Origin of the sequence: Clostridium aromativorans, from assembly GCF_020908015.1 — a bacterium.
Lineage (GTDB): Bacteria > Bacillota > Clostridia > Clostridiales > Clostridiaceae > Clostridium_B > Clostridium_B aromativorans.
Genome location: NZ_JAJJPB010000014.1, coordinates 59,308 through 76,049 on the forward strand (window position 1 = coordinate 59,308; position 16,742 = coordinate 76,049).

At 31.0% G+C, this 16,742-nt stretch carries 14 protein-coding genes; 10 read left to right on the forward strand and 4 right to left on the reverse strand.

Annotated elements, in window-relative coordinates:
- Window positions 1-24: 24 nt before the first annotated feature.
- From iorA to LN736_RS11565, 3 genes are all read left to right on the forward strand, one after another.
- Window positions 25-1,815 (forward strand): indolepyruvate ferredoxin oxidoreductase subunit alpha, encoded by a 1,791-nt coding sequence (iorA, locus tag LN736_RS11555; RefSeq protein WP_229981566.1) that lies wholly within the window; start codon window positions 25-27, stop codon window positions 1,813-1,815.
- Window positions 1,815-2,402, forward strand: a complete 588-nt coding sequence (locus LN736_RS11560) for an indolepyruvate oxidoreductase subunit beta (protein WP_229981567.1) — start codon at window positions 1,815-1,817, stop codon at window positions 2,400-2,402. Before iorA ends, LN736_RS11560 begins: the two co-directional genes overlap by 1 nt.
- An 874-nt stretch (window positions 2,403-3,276) precedes the next feature.
- On the forward strand, window positions 3,277-3,489 hold the full coding sequence (locus tag LN736_RS11565) for a DUF3006 domain-containing protein (RefSeq protein ID WP_179977360.1): 213 nt from the start codon (window positions 3,277-3,279) through the stop codon (window positions 3,487-3,489).
- Between the two features lie 70 nt (window positions 3,490-3,559).
- Here the strand turns inward: LN736_RS11565 and LN736_RS11570 are convergent, their stop codons facing one another.
- The 4 genes from LN736_RS11570 to LN736_RS11585 all read right to left on the reverse strand — a co-directional run bounded on the left by LN736_RS11570 (window position 3,560) and on the right by LN736_RS11585 (window position 7,609).
- Window positions 3,560-4,417: a YitT family protein gene (locus LN736_RS11570; protein ID WP_229981568.1), complete on the reverse strand. Its 858-nt coding sequence runs from the start codon at window positions 4,415-4,417 to the stop codon at window positions 3,560-3,562.
- Window positions 4,418-4,675: 258 nt separating this feature from the next.
- Window positions 4,676-5,635: an acyl-CoA dehydratase activase gene (locus LN736_RS11575; RefSeq protein ID WP_150358814.1), complete on the reverse strand. Its 960-nt coding sequence runs from the start codon at window positions 5,633-5,635 to the stop codon at window positions 4,676-4,678.
- Window positions 5,616-6,713 (reverse strand): 2-hydroxyglutaryl-CoA dehydratase, encoded by a 1,098-nt coding sequence (locus LN736_RS11580; RefSeq protein WP_150358813.1) that lies wholly within the window; start codon window positions 6,711-6,713, stop codon window positions 5,616-5,618. Before LN736_RS11580 ends, LN736_RS11575 begins: the two co-directional genes overlap by 20 nt.
- Window positions 6,713-7,609 (reverse strand): acyl-CoA dehydratase activase-related protein, encoded by an 897-nt coding sequence (locus LN736_RS11585; RefSeq protein ID WP_150358812.1) that lies wholly within the window; start codon window positions 7,607-7,609, stop codon window positions 6,713-6,715. The genes LN736_RS11580 and LN736_RS11585 overlap by 1 nt, the downstream gene beginning before the upstream one ends.
- Before the next feature lie 974 nt (window positions 7,610-8,583).
- On the opposite strand from LN736_RS11585, the gene LN736_RS11590 reads away from it, so the two are divergent.
- From LN736_RS11590 to larAH10, 7 genes are all read left to right on the forward strand, one after another.
- Complete coding sequence (locus LN736_RS11590; RefSeq protein WP_150358811.1) at window positions 8,584-9,414, forward strand: MetQ/NlpA family ABC transporter substrate-binding protein; 831 nt, start codon at window positions 8,584-8,586, stop codon at window positions 9,412-9,414.
- A 229-nt stretch (window positions 9,415-9,643) separates the two neighbouring features.
- The gene (locus tag LN736_RS11595; protein WP_150358763.1) at window positions 9,644-10,660 is read left to right on the forward strand and encodes a methionine ABC transporter ATP-binding protein; all 1,017 of its coding nucleotides are present in this window, start codon (window positions 9,644-9,646) and stop codon (window positions 10,658-10,660) included.
- On the forward strand, window positions 10,647-11,306 hold the full coding sequence (locus LN736_RS11600) for a methionine ABC transporter permease (protein ID WP_150358762.1): 660 nt from the start codon (window positions 10,647-10,649) through the stop codon (window positions 11,304-11,306). The genes LN736_RS11595 and LN736_RS11600 overlap by 14 nt, the downstream gene beginning before the upstream one ends.
- A gap of 21 nt (window positions 11,307-11,327) precedes the next feature.
- On the forward strand, window positions 11,328-12,521 hold the full coding sequence (locus LN736_RS11605) for a mandelate racemase/muconate lactonizing enzyme family protein (RefSeq protein ID WP_150358761.1): 1,194 nt from the start codon (window positions 11,328-11,330) through the stop codon (window positions 12,519-12,521).
- A gap of 189 nt (window positions 12,522-12,710) precedes the next feature.
- Window positions 12,711-14,024, forward strand: a complete 1,314-nt coding sequence (locus tag LN736_RS11610; RefSeq protein WP_150358760.1) for a phenylacetate--CoA ligase family protein — start codon at window positions 12,711-12,713, stop codon at window positions 14,022-14,024.
- Window positions 14,025-14,132: 108 nt separating this feature from the next.
- A complete protein-coding gene (locus LN736_RS11615) occupies window positions 14,133-14,897 on the forward strand; it encodes an enoyl-CoA hydratase/isomerase family protein (RefSeq protein ID WP_150358759.1) in 765 nt (254 codons plus the stop codon).
- Window positions 14,898-15,034: 137 nt separating this feature from the next.
- The gene (gene larAH10, locus LN736_RS11620; protein ID WP_150358758.1) at window positions 15,035-16,306 is read left to right on the forward strand and encodes an NPN-dependent 2-hydroxyacid racemase, LarAH10 family; all 1,272 of its coding nucleotides are present in this window, start codon (window positions 15,035-15,037) and stop codon (window positions 16,304-16,306) included.
- Window positions 16,307-16,742: the final 436 nt, after the last annotated feature.

Consider the following 16,742-nt stretch of genomic DNA (forward strand, 5'->3'; position numbering starts at 1 on the left):
ATTATTTTGGAGGGAGTATATATAATGAAAACACTTATGACAGGTAATGAAGCCATTGCAAGAGGATTTTTTGAAGCCGGTGGAACTGTAGCATCAGCTTATCCGGGAACACCTTCTACAGAAATACTTGAAAACATTTCAAATTATGAAAACATATACTCAGAATGGGCCCCAAACGAGAAAGTAGCAACGGAAGTAGCTATAGGAGCATCTATCGCAGGAGCAAGATCTCTTACAGCAATGAAGCATGTCGGATTAAATGTAGCCGCAGATCCTCTTATGACCTTCGGATACATTGGGGTTAACGGGGGGTTTGTTTTAGTTTCGGCAGATGATCCGGGAATGCATTCTTCACAAAACGAACAGGACAACAGATATTATGGTAAATTTTCTAAAATGGCCATGATAGAACCCAGTGACAGTCAGGAATGCAAAAATTTTATAAAGGAAGCTTTTAAAATATCGGAAAAATTCGATACTGGAGTTGTATTTAGAGTCTCCACTAGGGTGTGTCATTCCAAATCTTTAGTTGAACTTTCTCCAAGGGAAGATGTGAAAATAAAACCATATTTTAAAAATACATCTAAGTTTATAACTATACCGGCAAATGCAAGAAAACTTCACGTAAAAGTAGAAGACAGATTGAAAAAGCTAGAAGAATTTAGCAATATTACTGATTTAAATAAAATCGAATGGGGTGATAGACAGATAGGAATTATAACTTCAGGAATAAGTTATGAATATGCAAAAGAAGTTTTTGGAAATGAGGCTTCTTATTTAAAACTTGGTTTTACGAATCCTCTTCCTTTTGAGAAAATAAAGAAATTTGCACAAGAAGTTAAAGTACTTTATGTAATTGAAGAATTAGAACCCTATATAGAGGAACAGATTAAGGCAAGAGGAATTAATTGTATAGGCAAAGGCAAAATACCAAGGGTAGGCGAATTAAATCCAGATATTATTTCATCTTCTCTTTTAGAAACAAATGCTGAAAACATGAAGGAAACGGCTAGTTCCGTAGAAGATTTAAAAAAAGAAGTTATATCTAGGCCTCCTACTCTATGTGCAGGATGTCCACATAGAGGATTATTTTATACACTATCTAAGAAAAAGGACATAATGATCACGGGAGATATAGGATGCTATACATTAGGCTGTGCAGAGCCCTTAAATGCAATGGATACATGTGTGTGTATGGGCGCCTCCGTAAGTGCTTCCCATGGAGCTGAAAAGGCTTTCAAAATCAACGGAATAGATAAAAAAGTAGTTGGAGTGCTGGGAGATTCTACTTTTTTCCATTCTGGCATTACGGGATTAATTGATAAAGTTTACAATAAGGGAAATTCAGTTACCATAATATTAGACAACAGGATAACTGCAATGACAGGACATCAACAAAATCCAGGTACAGGATACACCTTAATGGGAGAAAAAACCATTGCCATAGACATAGACCAATTATGCAGGTCCATAGGAATAAAAAATATTTGGACAGTAAATCCACTTAATTTAAGCGAAACAGAAGGTGCTTTAGACAAAGCTCTGGAAGCTGAAGGACCTTCCGTAATTATAACTAAATGGCCTTGTGTGCTGAAAAAATTAAGTAAAGAAGACAAAGAGGAATTTAACGTTGTTAAAACTGTTTATAAAGTGAATGAGAAGAAGTGTAAAAAATGTAAGATGTGTATAAAGTCAGGGTGTCCAGCTATATCAATTTCAGATTTTTCACATATAGATGAAGATATTTGTGTCGGATGTTCTGTCTGTGCACAAATATGTCCTTTTGATGCAATAGAAAGGGTAGGTGACAGATAATGAGCGGAGTAAAAAATATTTTGTTTGTAGGCGTTGGAGGTCAGGGAATTATATTAGCGTCTAAAGTACTGGTTTCAGGCCTTATAGCTGCAGGTTATGACGTAAAAATGTCAGAAGTCCATGGCATGGCTCAGAGGGGCGGAAGCGTCACCACACAGGTTAGATACGGAGATAAAGTGTACTCGCCAATTATAGGAAAAGGTAGTGCAGATGTGATTGTTGCTTTTGAGGAAATAGAAGCACTGAGATGGATTGAATATTTGAAATCAGATGGAAGATTAATTGTAAATGATTATAAAATACCTTCAGCTACTGTTCTTTCAGAAAAAGAAAAATATCCTGAAGGTGTTATAGAAAACATAAGATCACATATAAAAAACGTTACGATAATCGATGCAGCAAAAGAGGCTAAAAAACTTGGAAATATAAAATCTCAAAATATAATCATGTTAGGAGCCTTATTAAAGATATTACAGATTTCAGAAATAGATTGGAGAAAAATTGTGAGGGAAAACGTGAAAGAACAATTCATAAATTTAAATATAAAGGCCATGGAAGTTGGTATGAATACATCAAGTAAATTGTAATTAAATAAAAAATCACTATTCAAATTTAACTTTGGATAGTGATTTTTTATTTACTCAAATCAATTCAAGTTAATAAAAATATTGTATAATTAAATTAGATCATATTTACAAAGAATGGTATAATCTATCTTATACAAAATAATAAAAATAATATTATCAAATAATCTTATCGTTAAATATACTGTTATTATCAAATAATTCTTGAGCGAGGAGAAATGATGAATTATTATTGTGAAGAATGGAATAGAATGAAAATTAAGGGAAAGTTTAAATTTATATTAGATGTTAAAAATCTCATGCTTATATTTATATTTATACTTATATTCTTAACTGTAAAAGTTTTTGCATATAATCAACTTTACCTGTTTAAAGAATTCATATTTTACATTTTATATATGATCATAACTTTTTCAATTCTTCTAATAATATCCCAAAGTATAAAATGGAATCTATATAAGAGATTTTTCAACGGAGATTTTTCAAAGAAATCTCCGACTATAAAATTAGGGGAAATTTTTCTCGGAATTTTAAGCTTGTGGATTCCTCTCGGGATTTTTTATTCCATATTTATAATAAGTCCTAATTCCTATATATTGAAGCATCTTAGTTTTACCTTAAATTATGTAATTTATTTCACTGCTTATATAATTGTAAACTGTATATTTTGGATATCAATGGGACTCGTATTAGAATTTTTAATCAATATAAAGACTATGAGTTTCTTGAATCCATTAATTGAAAACAAAAATAAAATTTATATATTAATTGATAAAAGAAATATATTCTAGTTACAGTATCAATTATATAATATTTGATATTTGACATATTTATGCTGAAAAGATTGGTTAAATTTTAGGAGGTGGAAGATTTAAAAATGAGAGTTATAATAGACAGGTTTGAAGGACCCTATGCCGTTTGTGAAAAAGAGGATAAGACCATGATTGATATAAAGAGAATAAATTTACCTAAAAATGTAAAAGAAGGCTGTGTACTCGACGTATGTAAAGATAAAATAACTGTAAACATAGAGGAAACTGAAAAAAGGAAAAAGAAAATTGATTCTTTGACTGAAGATATCTGGAACTAGAGTTTCTTAATATACAATTAGCAGATACGAAAAATATACTTTTCACGTATTTGCTAATTGGTATCTTATGTTAATGTATTGATTTTTTCTTATAACTCTTTCCCGAAACCTCAACGTTGCCAATGGTCATAAGTGCAGTGGGATCGAAACCATAAACTATTGATTTTAATTTAGCTATTTCAAGACGGGATACTATTACATATATTACATTGGTTGGAGTACTGGTATAACCACCTTTACCATCTAAAAGCGTAGCACCTCTTCCCAGCCTTGCCAAAATTGCTTCAGTTATATCTTCATATTTGTCTGAAATTATAAGCACAGCTTTTGATTCATCAAGTCCTTCTACAGTTATATCAATTACTTTAAAAGCTATAAAATAAGTTACAAGCGAATACATAGCCCTGTCCCATCCAAATACAAGGCCGGCACTGCTCAGTATAAATACATTGAAAAACATAACTATTTCACCTATAGAAAAACCTGTTCTCTTGTCCAAAATTATAGCTATGATTTCGGTACCATCTGAAGAACCTCCATTTCTTATTATCAATCCAATTCCAACTCCAAGTATTATTCCACCAAAAACCGAAGCCAGGAGAGTATCATTTGTAACACCAGGAATGGGTTTAAGAATAGATACCATAATTGATAGGGACGTTACAGAAAATAAAGTTGAAAGGGTGAAAGTTTTTCCGATATGTTTATAGCCTACTAGTAGAAAGGGTATATTTAATGCAAATATAAATAGCCCAAGGGGTAATTTTGTGAGATAACTGGATATAATAGATATACCGGTAACACCACCATCTACTACATTATTGGGAATTAAAAATAATTCCAGAGCTACAGAAGCTAGAATAGCTCCTATAAACATGAAGACAAATTTACTCATTATCTTAAATATTTTATATTGTTTTTTTGACATTGAATCACATCCTTTATGTGGATTTTATATTGTTTAATATTCATATGAAAAATGAAATGCTTTTATAGAAATATAAAAACAGATGATAAAAATATGAAATTTATAGACAGAAAGTATGTTATTTGTAATATGGAATAACATAAACTTTATTAATTTATGAAAATACACAATACCTATATGAATATTATATATTAGATTTTTTCTTTTTGTCAAATTACTCGATGCGGCTTGTACTAAAATGGAATAAAACTATTTCCCTTATGCGGAAATAGTTTTATTCCATTTTTCACATCTTCCACCGAAGAATCCTATAATTTTTTTACTGCCAAGTATTTTTACAACTTCACATCTATTAGGGCACCCTGTACATTCAAAACTTTTGGATACAAAATTTATATCTATTAAATTAAATCCTTTGAATTTAGTAACAGCATTATTTTTTTCTATACTTTCTTTTGCAAGAATAGCTGCACCAATGGCTCCCATTACCTTAAAATTTTTAGGTACTATTATTTCCTTGCCCAATGCTTCTTCAAACGCACTTTTCATACCTATGTTAGCGGCAACTCCTCCTTGGAAAAATATCTTCGATTGTATTTCTTTTCCCTTAGCTACATTGTTTAAATAGTTTCTGACGAGAGCATTGCATAATCCCTTTATTATATCTGAATTGCTGCAGCCCATTTGCTGCTTATGTATCATATCTGATTCGGCAAATACAGCACACCTTCCAGCTATTCTGGCAGGGCAGGTGGATTTTAAAGCATAATTTCCAAATTCATTTATTGGAATATCGAGCCTGGATGCCTGCCTATCAAGAAAGGAACCGGTTCCAGCTGCACATACAGTATTCATGGCAAAATCCAATACGATACCATTTTGAAGCAGTATTATTTTCGAATCCTGACCGCCTATTTCTATTATGGTTCTTACATCAGGATCCAGATGTAAAGCAGCAACTGCGTGGGAAGTTATTTCATTTTTAATTACATCAGCACCTACAATAGAAGCTGCAATTTGTCTGCCGCTTCCTGTAGTTCCCACAGCTGTTATATCCTTATCACTATATTTGTCTTTTAAAAATTTAAATCCTTCTTGAATTGCATTTATAGGTCTTCCTTTCGTCCTCAAATACAAGGATTCAAGGACATTTATATTTTCATCTACTATTACAATATCTGTACTTACAGAACCTACATCAACTCCCATATAATACACTGTTTTTTCTCCTTTCAAGTAAATCTAAGAAAGCTTCTATTCTGGTTACATATCCTGCTTCACCGGTCATTTCATCTACTACTAAAGTGAGTATAGGAAAATTTTTATCCTTTGCTATAGTAGGTAATATTGATTTTGACACTATTTCCGGCATGCATCCTACAGGAAAAATCTGAATTGCACCATCAAATCCCTTTTTATTTGCCAGGACAGCTTCTCCTATACATTCTCTCGCATGACCTCCTATATAAAAGGGGAGATATCTTCTGGATGCTGTTCTTATATTAATAGAATTTAATTTGAGTGGTGACAGAGCAGCATTTTTGACCCACCAGCTGGGAGTAAGAGATCTGACTGTAGATACTCCATAATCCATAAGTTTTTCCTCTATAAACAGGTTTGAAAAAGGTTCTATTATTGTGTATATTTCGCCTATTATTGCAATTTTCAAAGGCTCCTTACTTTTGGAAATGGGGATCTCATCTAATTTTTTGATATAATTCTTTAACACACATACCATTTCTTCCGGTGAAGTGGTTTCAGCTGCCCTTTCTTTACAATGATTTAAGATATCTTTACATCGTCCTCTCTTTAATTCATAACCAGCTAAAAGCTTAGCTTTTTTCTCAATATCATCAACTAAGTTTATTATTTTAAGTCCCAATTTGGCTATTCTCAATTTTTCAATAGTACTCTTACTGCTTCCTGAAGCAATCATACTTATTCTTCTAAAGAGCTCCTTTAAACCTATATCTTTTGGATAATCCAATACTATGAAATTCAAGTTATATCCTAATTTTTTTAATAGATTCATTTGAAGTTCACAGTATTCTCCAAACCTGCAGGGGCCGCAGCTGCCAACTATTAAAATAGTATCTGCACCTTCTTTTATGCTCTGAATATAATTGCCTATCATTATCTTAAATGGAAGACACATTTCTTCTGGAGAGTATTGGACACCTATTTCCAATGCCTGCTTATTGCTTAGAGGTGGAATTACATAATCAATTCCCAATCCATCAAACACAGCTTTTGCAGCAAGAAAAGTGTTTCCAAGATGTGGAAAAGTTATTTTCATTAATTACAGCATCTTCTTTCCAGCATGTCATGAAAAGCTTCGATTCTAGTATTGAATCCTGCTTCTCCAGTTTGCTCATCTATTTTTAATACCAAAAACGGAAAATTATTTAATTTATTTCTAATGAGTTCTATTACAACGGAGTCTATACCACAGGCAAAGGAGGATATGTAAATTATTCCATCCACTTTTTTATTTTCAGCTAGATAAGTGGAAAATCCATAGGAATTCTTTGCAAAAGTCCAAAACGGTTTTTTAAACAGTTCTGCAGCTCCCTTTTCTATTATGTCCTCATCTATGTTTTCTTCAGTGAATATACCAATCCCAAGCTTATTTAATTTTTTTATTATATTCATGTTAACAAAACTATCATTTATATTATAAGGATGACCTACTAAAGCTACTCTTATAGGAAAATTTGAATTGTGGAATAGACTTTTAGAATTATATTGTACTTCCAAAGCTCTTTCATAAGCTTTTTTAATCTTAAAAACGTTTTTAGTGCATGTTAAACCTGACTTCAAAACCCAATTTCTAAATTTATTTTTAGAAAAAGCATATACAGGATAAGTCAATATAGGCGGCATATTTGAAATATCATTCAATATCATTTCGGGAAGTCCGCAAAATTTAGGACATATAAATTCTCTTTCTTTTAACTGCATAATTCTAGGAATAAATATCATATCACATTTATTTTTTATAGCGTCTATATGCCCATGAAATATTTTTATGGGAAGGCAAGCTTCATCTACACAGTATTTTACTCCTGCGTCCAGTATATATTTATTGGTATCAGGTGAAGTTATTATCTCTGCTCCCAGTTCTTCAAAGAAAGTTTCAATAAAAGGATGATATTTACAGTATAATAATCCTTTGGGAATACCTATTTTCATACATAAATAGCTGCTCACAAATATATAGTAGAAATTATTGTAAGGGCAGCAAACCTCCAATCATCTAAAATTATATACATTTTCATATTTTATCCTAATATTAGATAAGTATTCAGTTCTATAAAATATTCAATATTATTTTAATCTACATGACTATTTTGTAGAATTAAGTTTAATTAAAAGAAATTGAAGGGTTATGATACTTTTGCTGTTTACCTATGCGTTCACAGTAGCTCGCTCTCTAAATTCCAGGTTAAATCCACTTGATTTTAAGTCTCTAAATGTCTCTTCTAGGACAAATGCAAAATCCGCTTGATTCCGTCAAATATGTATTTGTACTCATATTTTACATCATATATTTCCTCAATTTTTTGAATAAAAATACATAGATAGTAGCGTTAACAAAAATATTTGTAGAATCAAGACGAATAATGAAAATTTACCCTTGACTAAATTTTATTTGTATAGTACTATTATAATAATTTAACTACATATGTAAATTGCAATGATAAGAAGAGTAAATTATGGTTAACTACAAGAGAGAATTTTCCATGGATGAAAGAAAATTTTAGTTGAAATAATTGAAGTGCATCTTGGAGCTCTGAATTGAAGTTTAGTAGACTTCAGCGAGTATGCTCGTTAAAGCATTAAGGTATAATTGTACCAAAAAGAGTTGTCTTGTATTTGTGTGGATTGATTTTCATGCTTTATAGGATAAACAGAGTGGAACCGTGGAATTAATCTTCTGCCTCTGAATTGAGGCAGAAGATTTTTTACTTTTTGGAGTCCGGAATTTAAAAAGTAAAAGTTGTATTACAAGTTTATTATTAAATTTATAAAAACATTTTCTAAAATTGGCAGACTAGAAAAACTAGAGGCTTAATTTAAGTATATTATATTAAATTAAGCCTCTTTTATTTTGTATTTACATTTTAATATTAACAAAATAAAAATACGAAAGGAAGTTTCATGTAATGAAAAAAATAAGTGAGATTTTATTATTAATAATTTTATTGACAGGATTATTTTCTGGATGCGGGCAAAGCAGCAATTCAAGTAAATCAGAATCAAAAAAAAACATAGTAGTAGGTGTGTGTCCTGGACCTTATGGAGATCTATTTAGGCAAGCAATACAGCCTTCTCTTGAGAAAAAAGGTTATAAGGTTTCAATAAAAGAGTTTGACGATTATATACAGCCGAATAAAGCACTTGCCAATAAAGATTTAGATCTGAATGTATTTCAAAATTCTGTTTACTTAGCGAAGTTTGCTAAAGATAATAAATTGGACTTAAAAGCAATTACTGCAATACCTACTTTAGGTAGTGATATTTATTCTAGTAAAATTAAATCTTTGAGTGAATTAAAGAATGGTTCATTAGTTGTAATACCTGATGATCCAGTAAATATTACAAGATCATTAAAGGTATTAGTAAGTGCCGGACTTATTAAAATAAATCCAAAGGCAAATATTGCTACTATAACACAAAATGATATTTCAGAAAACCCTAAAAATCTTAAATTTAAACTTGTAAATGCAGCGCAAATTCCTAGAGTAATAAATAGTACAGATATAGAAGTTGTAAATGGTAACTATGCAATTGCTGCAAAATTTAACCCTAAAGATGCACTATATCATGAAAAGCTTACGGAAGATTATTTAAATACTATAACTGTAAGAGCGGCTGATGCAAATTCTCAGCTTTCAAAAGATATATTAGAAGTTGTTAAATCTTCTGCGTACAAATCAGTAATTAATGATCCAAAAGGAGAATTTAGTACATTTGCAAAGCCAAAAGATTTTTAATCTTATGCTTATATTTCTCAGAACTTTGAATTGTATACTATTTTAAATATTAATCTAAAATTTCAGCAATTTTATAACATTGAAGGATGTTTATTAAATTAATAATTATTAATTATATGGATATATATTTATATCCAGTAATAAGCAATACTTTAATTATGAAATGCAACTATGAAATTGATAAGAATGGTTACACGGAATATAAATTGTATAGTTGAGGAGGAATTTAATGATACAGTTGAAAAACATTAATGTAACATTTAAACAAAAGAATAAGAAATTTCATGCTGTTTCTGATGTTTCACTTAATATTAAGGATGGCGAAATATTTGGAATAATGGGTGCTAGTGGTGCAGGAAAAAGCACATTAATTCGTACAATTAATCTTTTACAAAAACCTACAAGTGGGGAAATAATAATAAATGATAAGAATATAACTATTTATAGAGGTGAAAGTCTAAGAAGATTAAGGCATAACATAGGGATGATTTTCCAAAATTTCAATTTGGCAGAAAGTAAAACAGTATTTGATAATATAGCTTTTCCACTTAAAATAGCAGGAAAATCTAAAGTTGAAATTAATAAGCGAGTTAGGGAACTTTTAGATCTTGTTGGATTGGCTTCTAAGTCAAAAGAGTATCCCTCAAAATTGAGCGGTGGTCAAAAGCAGAGAGTTGGTATTGCCAGAGCATTAGGAAATAATGCGAAAATGCTTCTTTGCGATGAGCCTACATCAGCTCTTGATATTGAGACAACAGCATCTATTTTAAACATTCTCAGAGAGATAAATGAAAAATTTAAAATTACTATTATAATAATAACCCATCAGTTAGAGGTTGTAAAAGCAATATGCAACAGAGTAGCGGTTATGAATCAGGGCCGTATAGTTGAAGAGGGATTAGTGTATAATGTGTTTACAAATCCTAAAAATGAATATACAAAAAAGCTGTTAAAGCATTCATCAAAATTCGAATTACCAGAATTACTTCTTAAAAGTATTAAAGGTCCAATTATTAAAATTAAATATATGGGAGAAACGGCAACAGAGCCTATATTATCTAATCTTTCAATTAAGTTTAATGTGACTTTTAATATATTACACGGCAAAATAGAGTATATTGGAGATTTACCCTTTGGAATATTATATTTAAACATAAAAGCAGATAAAGATATTTTTACAAAAGTGATTCAATATCTTAAGGACAATACTTATAGTGTAGAGGTGATTAATCATGCAACTACCTAGTGGTTTTAATGATGAATTGAGACAATCATTAAATGAAACTTTTTATATGATATCTGTATCATTGCTATTTGCAATTGTGTTAGGAACATTGATAGGGCTTTTGTTGTTTATAACTTCTAATAATTTATTCCCCAAAAATAAAATTATAAATAAAGTTGTAGGAACTATTGTAAATATAATAAGGTCAATACCTTTTATAATACTATTGGTACTTATCATACCTATAAGTGAAGCAATTGTTCATACAACCATAGGCCCTAAAGCTGTTATGGTACCACTTGCAGTAGCATTTACAGTATTTTTTGCACGACTTGCACAAACGTCTTTTAGTAGTGTTGATAATGGTGTTTTAGAAGCAGCAGTATCTTCTGGTGCAAAGTCCATAGATGTTATTATCCATATACTTATACCAGAAGCATTGCCTCAACTTATAAAATCAACAACTGTAACAATTATTTCACTTATTGGGTGTTCCGCTATGGCAGGTACCGTTGGTGGTGGTGGAATAGGTGATCTGGCTATACGTTATGGATATCAACGATATAATACAGCTGTAATGATAATTTGTGTTGTAATTTTGGTTATTATGGTACAAGCTTTACAAATGCTAGGAGACTTTTTGGCAGAAAAACTAAATAGGAAATAGTTAATAAAGGGGTGCATTTAGATGAAAATAACAAGTGTAGATATACTACAATTAAAAAGCGAAGATAATAGTTGGAGACCAATCAAGGAAACTGGTTGGAGACCAATAATTGTAAGAATAAATACTGATGAAGGCATTTACGGATATGGTGAAGTAGCTCTTGCTTATGGTAATGCTGCAGATGGTGGATTTGCACAGACAAAGGAATTTGCCAAATTAATCATTGGTGAAGACCCAATGAAAATTGAGGCTATTTGGGATAAATTATATAAAGATACTTTCTGGGGACAGGGAGGCGGCGGAATTGTATTCGCTGCTATAAGTGGAATAGATATAGCACTTTGGGATATTAAAGGAAAAGCGCTAGGTGTTCCAATTTATCAACTTCTTGGAGGAAAGATAAGAAATAATTTAAGGGCTTATGCTAGTCAAATCCAATTTGGATGGGATAAGGAAAGTTATTTATTTATAAAGCCAGAGGAATATGCTGAATCTGCAAAAAAGGCAGTGTCCGAAGGATATACTGCAATAAAGGTTGATCCATTTCAAGTATCACAGGATGGCTCTTTTAGCTATAGAAATTTTGGATTGATTACCTATGATAAATTGAAATTATATAGAGATAGACTTGTTGCAATAAGAGAGTCAGTTGGTCCTGGAATAGATATTATATTGGAGAATCATGCAGGTACGGATGTTAATTCTGCAATACAGTTTGCAAGAACAATAGAAGATTTAAATATATACTTTGATGAAGAGGTATGTTCTCCTCTTAATCCTTCATTAACTAAGAAAGTAAAGAATAAGGTGAACATTCCATTAGCAGGAGGAGAAAGAATATACAGTAGGTGGGGATACAGGCCGTTTTTTGAAAATGGTTCTCTGGATGTCATACAACCAGATTTAGGAAATTGTGGTGGAATTACAGAAGGTAAGAAAATATGTGATATGGCATATACTTATGATGTACTTGTACAATGTCATGTATGTGGGAGTCCAATAGCAACAGCAGCAGCCCTACAGCTAGAAGCAGTAATACCTAATTTTGTTATTCATGAACATAATACTGTATCTTTAAAAGATTATAATATAGATTTCTGTAAATATGATTACCAACCTGTAAATGGCTATTATGAAATACCAAATAAACCTGGATTAGGACAGGAACTTACAGAAAAAGCTATTGAGAATGCTTTTAAAATTACAATAAAATAGCTTTGGTTCAACTAATAGAATCTAATAATTATTAAAAAAAGTTATTACTTATTATGTAGCATAAATAATAGTAATTTACCAAAAATTAATTTGTGTTAATCCTCTGCCTTCACAGGCAGAGGAATTAGTTGGATTAGTTTATAAAATTTATAATCAGGTTATACAATAATGAAGAAAGGGATATTTATAATGAGCGAAAAAAAATATTGGGATAATAAAATAGAAACATTACCACAATCAGAGATTAAAAAACTTCAGGAAAAGAGATTAAAAGAAATATTGAATTTTGCTTATACAAATTCAGCGTATTATAAGAAATCTTTTAATACAGCAGATGTAAAGCCTTCAGATTTTAAAATACTTTCAGATATAAACAGATTTCCTTTTATAAACAAGCAAATAGAACGTAAACGCCAACTTAAGAAACCTATTTTAGGTGATATAGACGCTGTTAGTGAAAAAGATGTTGTATATGTGTCTGCGTCAAGTGGTTCAACGGGAATTCCCACATTAAGTCCTTTTACAAAACAGGATTTTGATGAATTTCAAAATATTGAAAGTAGGCTTTTTTATGCGGCAGGGGTAAGGAAAAGTGACAGATATGTGCATGCTCTTAACTTTTCACTTCATATTGGGGGTCCTGATGTGATAGGTGCTCAAAATCTAGGTGCATTATGTATATGGGCAGGTACAATACCATCAGAAAAACTTCTATTTATTTTAAAAGAATTTCAGCCAACTGTAATTTGGACTACTCCTGCTTATGCATGGTATTTAGGTGAAGCTGCAAAAAAACATGGAATTGACCCAGCTAAAGATCTTGCAGTAAATAAAATTATAGTTGGTGGAGAGCCTGGTGGCTCTATTAGAGAAACAAGGGAAGCAGTAGAAAAACTTTGGAATGCAAAATTTTATGATTTCTACGGGTTATCGGATTTATTTGGTGCTTTTGCAGGCATGTGTGAAGTTAGAAATGGACTTCATGTAGCAGAAGATTATGTACTAGTTGAAATTTTAGATCCTAAAACCAACAAGCCAGTGCCAGATGGAGGACAGGGAGAGATAGTACTTACTACTTTAAGAAAAAGGGCACGCCCTATGATTAGGTTTAGGACGGGAGATATTGGCACTATTAATCATACTCCTTGTATCTGCGGAAGAACTCATGCTAGAATAAATATAACTGGAAGAATAGATGATATGTTTATAGTTTCTGGAGTTAATGTATTTCCAAGTGATATAGAAGCTGTTGTGCGTGGAATTCCTGAAGTTACAGGAGAATATGTAATTCATGTGTTAAAAGAAAATTTTGCTACAAAATATAAAGTTGAAATAGAAAAAGTTGCAAATTCTGATAAAACTGATGAACAAGTAAAAACTAAGGTTTCAGATGCACTTAAAATAAGATTGGGAGTTAGACCAAAAGAGGTAATTGTATTAAGGGACGGGACAATACCACGGACTACACATAAAGCTAAAAGATTTATAGATGAGAGAAAATAGAAAAAATTGTATTCAAAAAAATAGTTGAATATTGTAAAAAACATGGACTTAAGTGTAATTGGATAGAATAAAAATTTATGTAAAATTAACTTGAAAGGAAGAAATAGGATGGACTATATTAATCTAGAAGTGAATAATTATATTGCAATAGTTACATATTGTCGTCCACCAATAAATGCTACAAATAGGGATGCATATATTGAAATTAGAGATACTTTTTATGATTTAGAGCGAAGAAATGATATAAAAGTTGTAATTTTAACTGGAGCAGGTAAAGTGTTTATGGCAGGAAATGACTTGGATGAATTTACAGAATTTATGGAAAGAGGAAAGGCCACAACATATTATGATATAATAAGAAATGCATATTTAGCAGTGAAAAATTGTAAATATCCTGTGATTGCTGCTGTTAATGGCTCAGCAGTAGGTGCAGGATTGGCATTTACAGGGTGTTGCGATATTGTTATTGCAACTGAAAATGCAAAATTTGCTCTTTCAGAAATAAAAGTTGGTATAATTGGTGCAGATGGATATGCTTCACTTATGGTTCCTGAAAAGGTACTTCGATATATGGCATTTTCAGGAACTGCAGTTACAGCACTACAAATTGCACAATATGGGGGTATTCATAGGGTTGTTTCAAAGGAAAATTTGATGAATGATGCAATAAAATTAGCAGAAGAAATTGCAGCTAATGCTAGAACAGCTCTTATACTCTGGAAAAAGTGCTTAAATATAAATTATGATCACAATTTACCTAAAAAGTTTGAAAATAATTTAAGAGCAACAGTAGATTATCAGGTGTATGATGATTTTAAAGAAGCATCACGTGCGTTTATTGAAAAAAGAATGCCTAAGTATAATAATAAATAATAATTGTTAAAGTAAATATTAGAAAAGAAGACTCAGAATTAAAGAAAATATACTGGAAGCAATATTTATTGGTAAGGAAATAAAGACCTTAGAGTTATGCTCAAGGCTAAAAATGAATATTTTGGAGATGATGCAATTTGAGCTTATATAATTTTAAATATGGGAATAGAAATATCGAAATAAATTTAGAAGGAAAAATAACTAGCATTCTTCCCAATAAAACAGAACATATTGAGAATATAAAAGCTAAAATCATTGAGTCAATTGAAAATCCCATAGGCTCGAAACCTCTCAGCGAGATAGTTAAACCTGGAGAAAAAGTTTTACTTGTAGTTTCGGACATTACAAGATTATGGATAAAGATTAATAAATTTTTGATTTATGTGGTAAATTATCTGAATTCACTAGGAATTAAAGATGAAGACATTTCAACCATTATAGCAGTTGGAACACACAGAGCTGACACAGAGGGTGAAAAAATATCTATTGTAGGAAAAGAACTATATAAGAGAATAAAAATATATAATCATGACAGCAAAAATGCTGATGAATTGGATTATATTGGAATATCCAGTTTTGGAACTCCCGAATATATAAATAAAAAAGTGGTGGATGCAGACCGAGTTATTCTTATAGGAGGCATTACATTTCACTTATTTGCAGGCTTCGGTGGAGGAGCTAAAAGCATAGTGCCCGGAGTTGCAGGCATTAAAACAATTCAACATAATCATAAATTGGTTTTTAATAATGGAGAAAATTCTGGATTAAATCTAGATGCGAGAGCAAATAAAATCAAGGGGAATCCCATGCGTGAAGATATTACGGAAATATGCAGGACAGTTTCTGTAGATTTCTTGATAAATGCAGTACTTGACACTAATGGAAACTTTGTGGAGTTTGTAGCTGGGGATTTTGAAAAAGCATGGATGAGGGGATGTAATACAATAAGAAAGCTATATGCAATAAAAGTCAAAGAAAAAGCAGATATTACCATTGCTTCGGCAGGAGGATATCCAAAGGACATAAATTTATACCAGTCCGTCAAAACTATTGGGAATAGTTTGTATGCAGGTGTGGAAGACAGTGTATTGATTGTAATTGCAGAGTGCAGAGAAGGCGTAGGCACAGATGAGTTTACAAAGTTGTTTAAATATAAAACTCTAAATGATATGGAAACCGCACTAAAAAAGGATTTTACAGTTCCAGGGTATGCAGCTTATAAAACTTTGTATTCATCAAAACATAGAAAAATATTCCTTGTATCTTCCCTTGAAGATGAAATAGTTCGTAAATTTGGATTTATTCCAGTTAAATCATTGAAAAATGCAGTTGAGCTTGCATATAAATTAAGTGTAGATAATCCAAGGATTGCTCTTATACCTTATGGGGGAGATACTCTTCCCGTATAGTTATAATTTTTTTATACTGATTTAAAATCTAAAAAATTACAGAAATAAATAAAAGACCTGATATGACCCCCATAAGTTAGACCTAAAAATCTAACTTATGGGAGGTCAGTTCATATTTTGTTGAGGGTCTTTTTTGTATTTATTTTTTAGTTTATTTAATAAATATTATGTATATAAGAATTAACACTAAATATAAATTCTGTTAAAAAAAATAATTTTAAAAACATATAACTTTAGAATTTATACATTAAAGCATTTTTTATTCTCTTATTCTACAAATAAATCCATTCTTTTTAAATTCCTAAGTTTGTACGCTTCTCACAAGAAAATAGGAAAAAATAGGGGAAAAATGAATCCACACATTTATCACCATATTGTGGAAATATTTCAATTTTATAAATGTCCACTTTATTTCCACAATATGTTAATAAGTTCA

Coding starts and splice junctions, on each gene's coding strand:
- iorA (WP_229981566.1), top strand. CDS start 25: ATGAAAACACTTATGACAGGTAATGAAGCCATTGCAAGAGGATTTTTT.
- LN736_RS11560 (WP_229981567.1), top strand. CDS start 1,815: ATGAGCGGAGTAAAAAATATTTTGTTTGTAGGCGTTGGAGGTCAGGGA.
- LN736_RS11565 (WP_179977360.1), top strand. CDS start 3,277: ATGAGAGTTATAATAGACAGGTTTGAAGGACCCTATGCCGTTTGTGAA.
- LN736_RS11570 (WP_229981568.1), bottom strand. CDS start 4,417: ATGTCAAAAAAACAATATAAAATATTTAAGATAATGAGTAAATTTGTC.
- LN736_RS11580 (WP_150358813.1), bottom strand. CDS start 6,713: ATGAAAATAACTTTTCCACATCTTGGAAACACTTTTCTTGCTGCAAAA.
- LN736_RS11585 (WP_150358812.1), bottom strand. CDS start 7,609: ATGAAAATAGGTATTCCCAAAGGATTATTATACTGTAAATATCATCCT.
- LN736_RS11590 (WP_150358811.1), top strand. CDS start 8,584: ATGAAAAAAATAAGTGAGATTTTATTATTAATAATTTTATTGACAGGA.
- LN736_RS11595 (WP_150358763.1), top strand. CDS start 9,644: ATGATACAGTTGAAAAACATTAATGTAACATTTAAACAAAAGAATAAG.
- LN736_RS11600 (WP_150358762.1), top strand. CDS start 10,647: ATGCAACTACCTAGTGGTTTTAATGATGAATTGAGACAATCATTAAAT.
- LN736_RS11605 (WP_150358761.1), top strand. CDS start 11,328: ATGAAAATAACAAGTGTAGATATACTACAATTAAAAAGCGAAGATAAT.
- LN736_RS11610 (WP_150358760.1), top strand. CDS start 12,711: ATGAGCGAAAAAAAATATTGGGATAATAAAATAGAAACATTACCACAA.
- LN736_RS11615 (WP_150358759.1), top strand. CDS start 14,133: ATGGACTATATTAATCTAGAAGTGAATAATTATATTGCAATAGTTACA.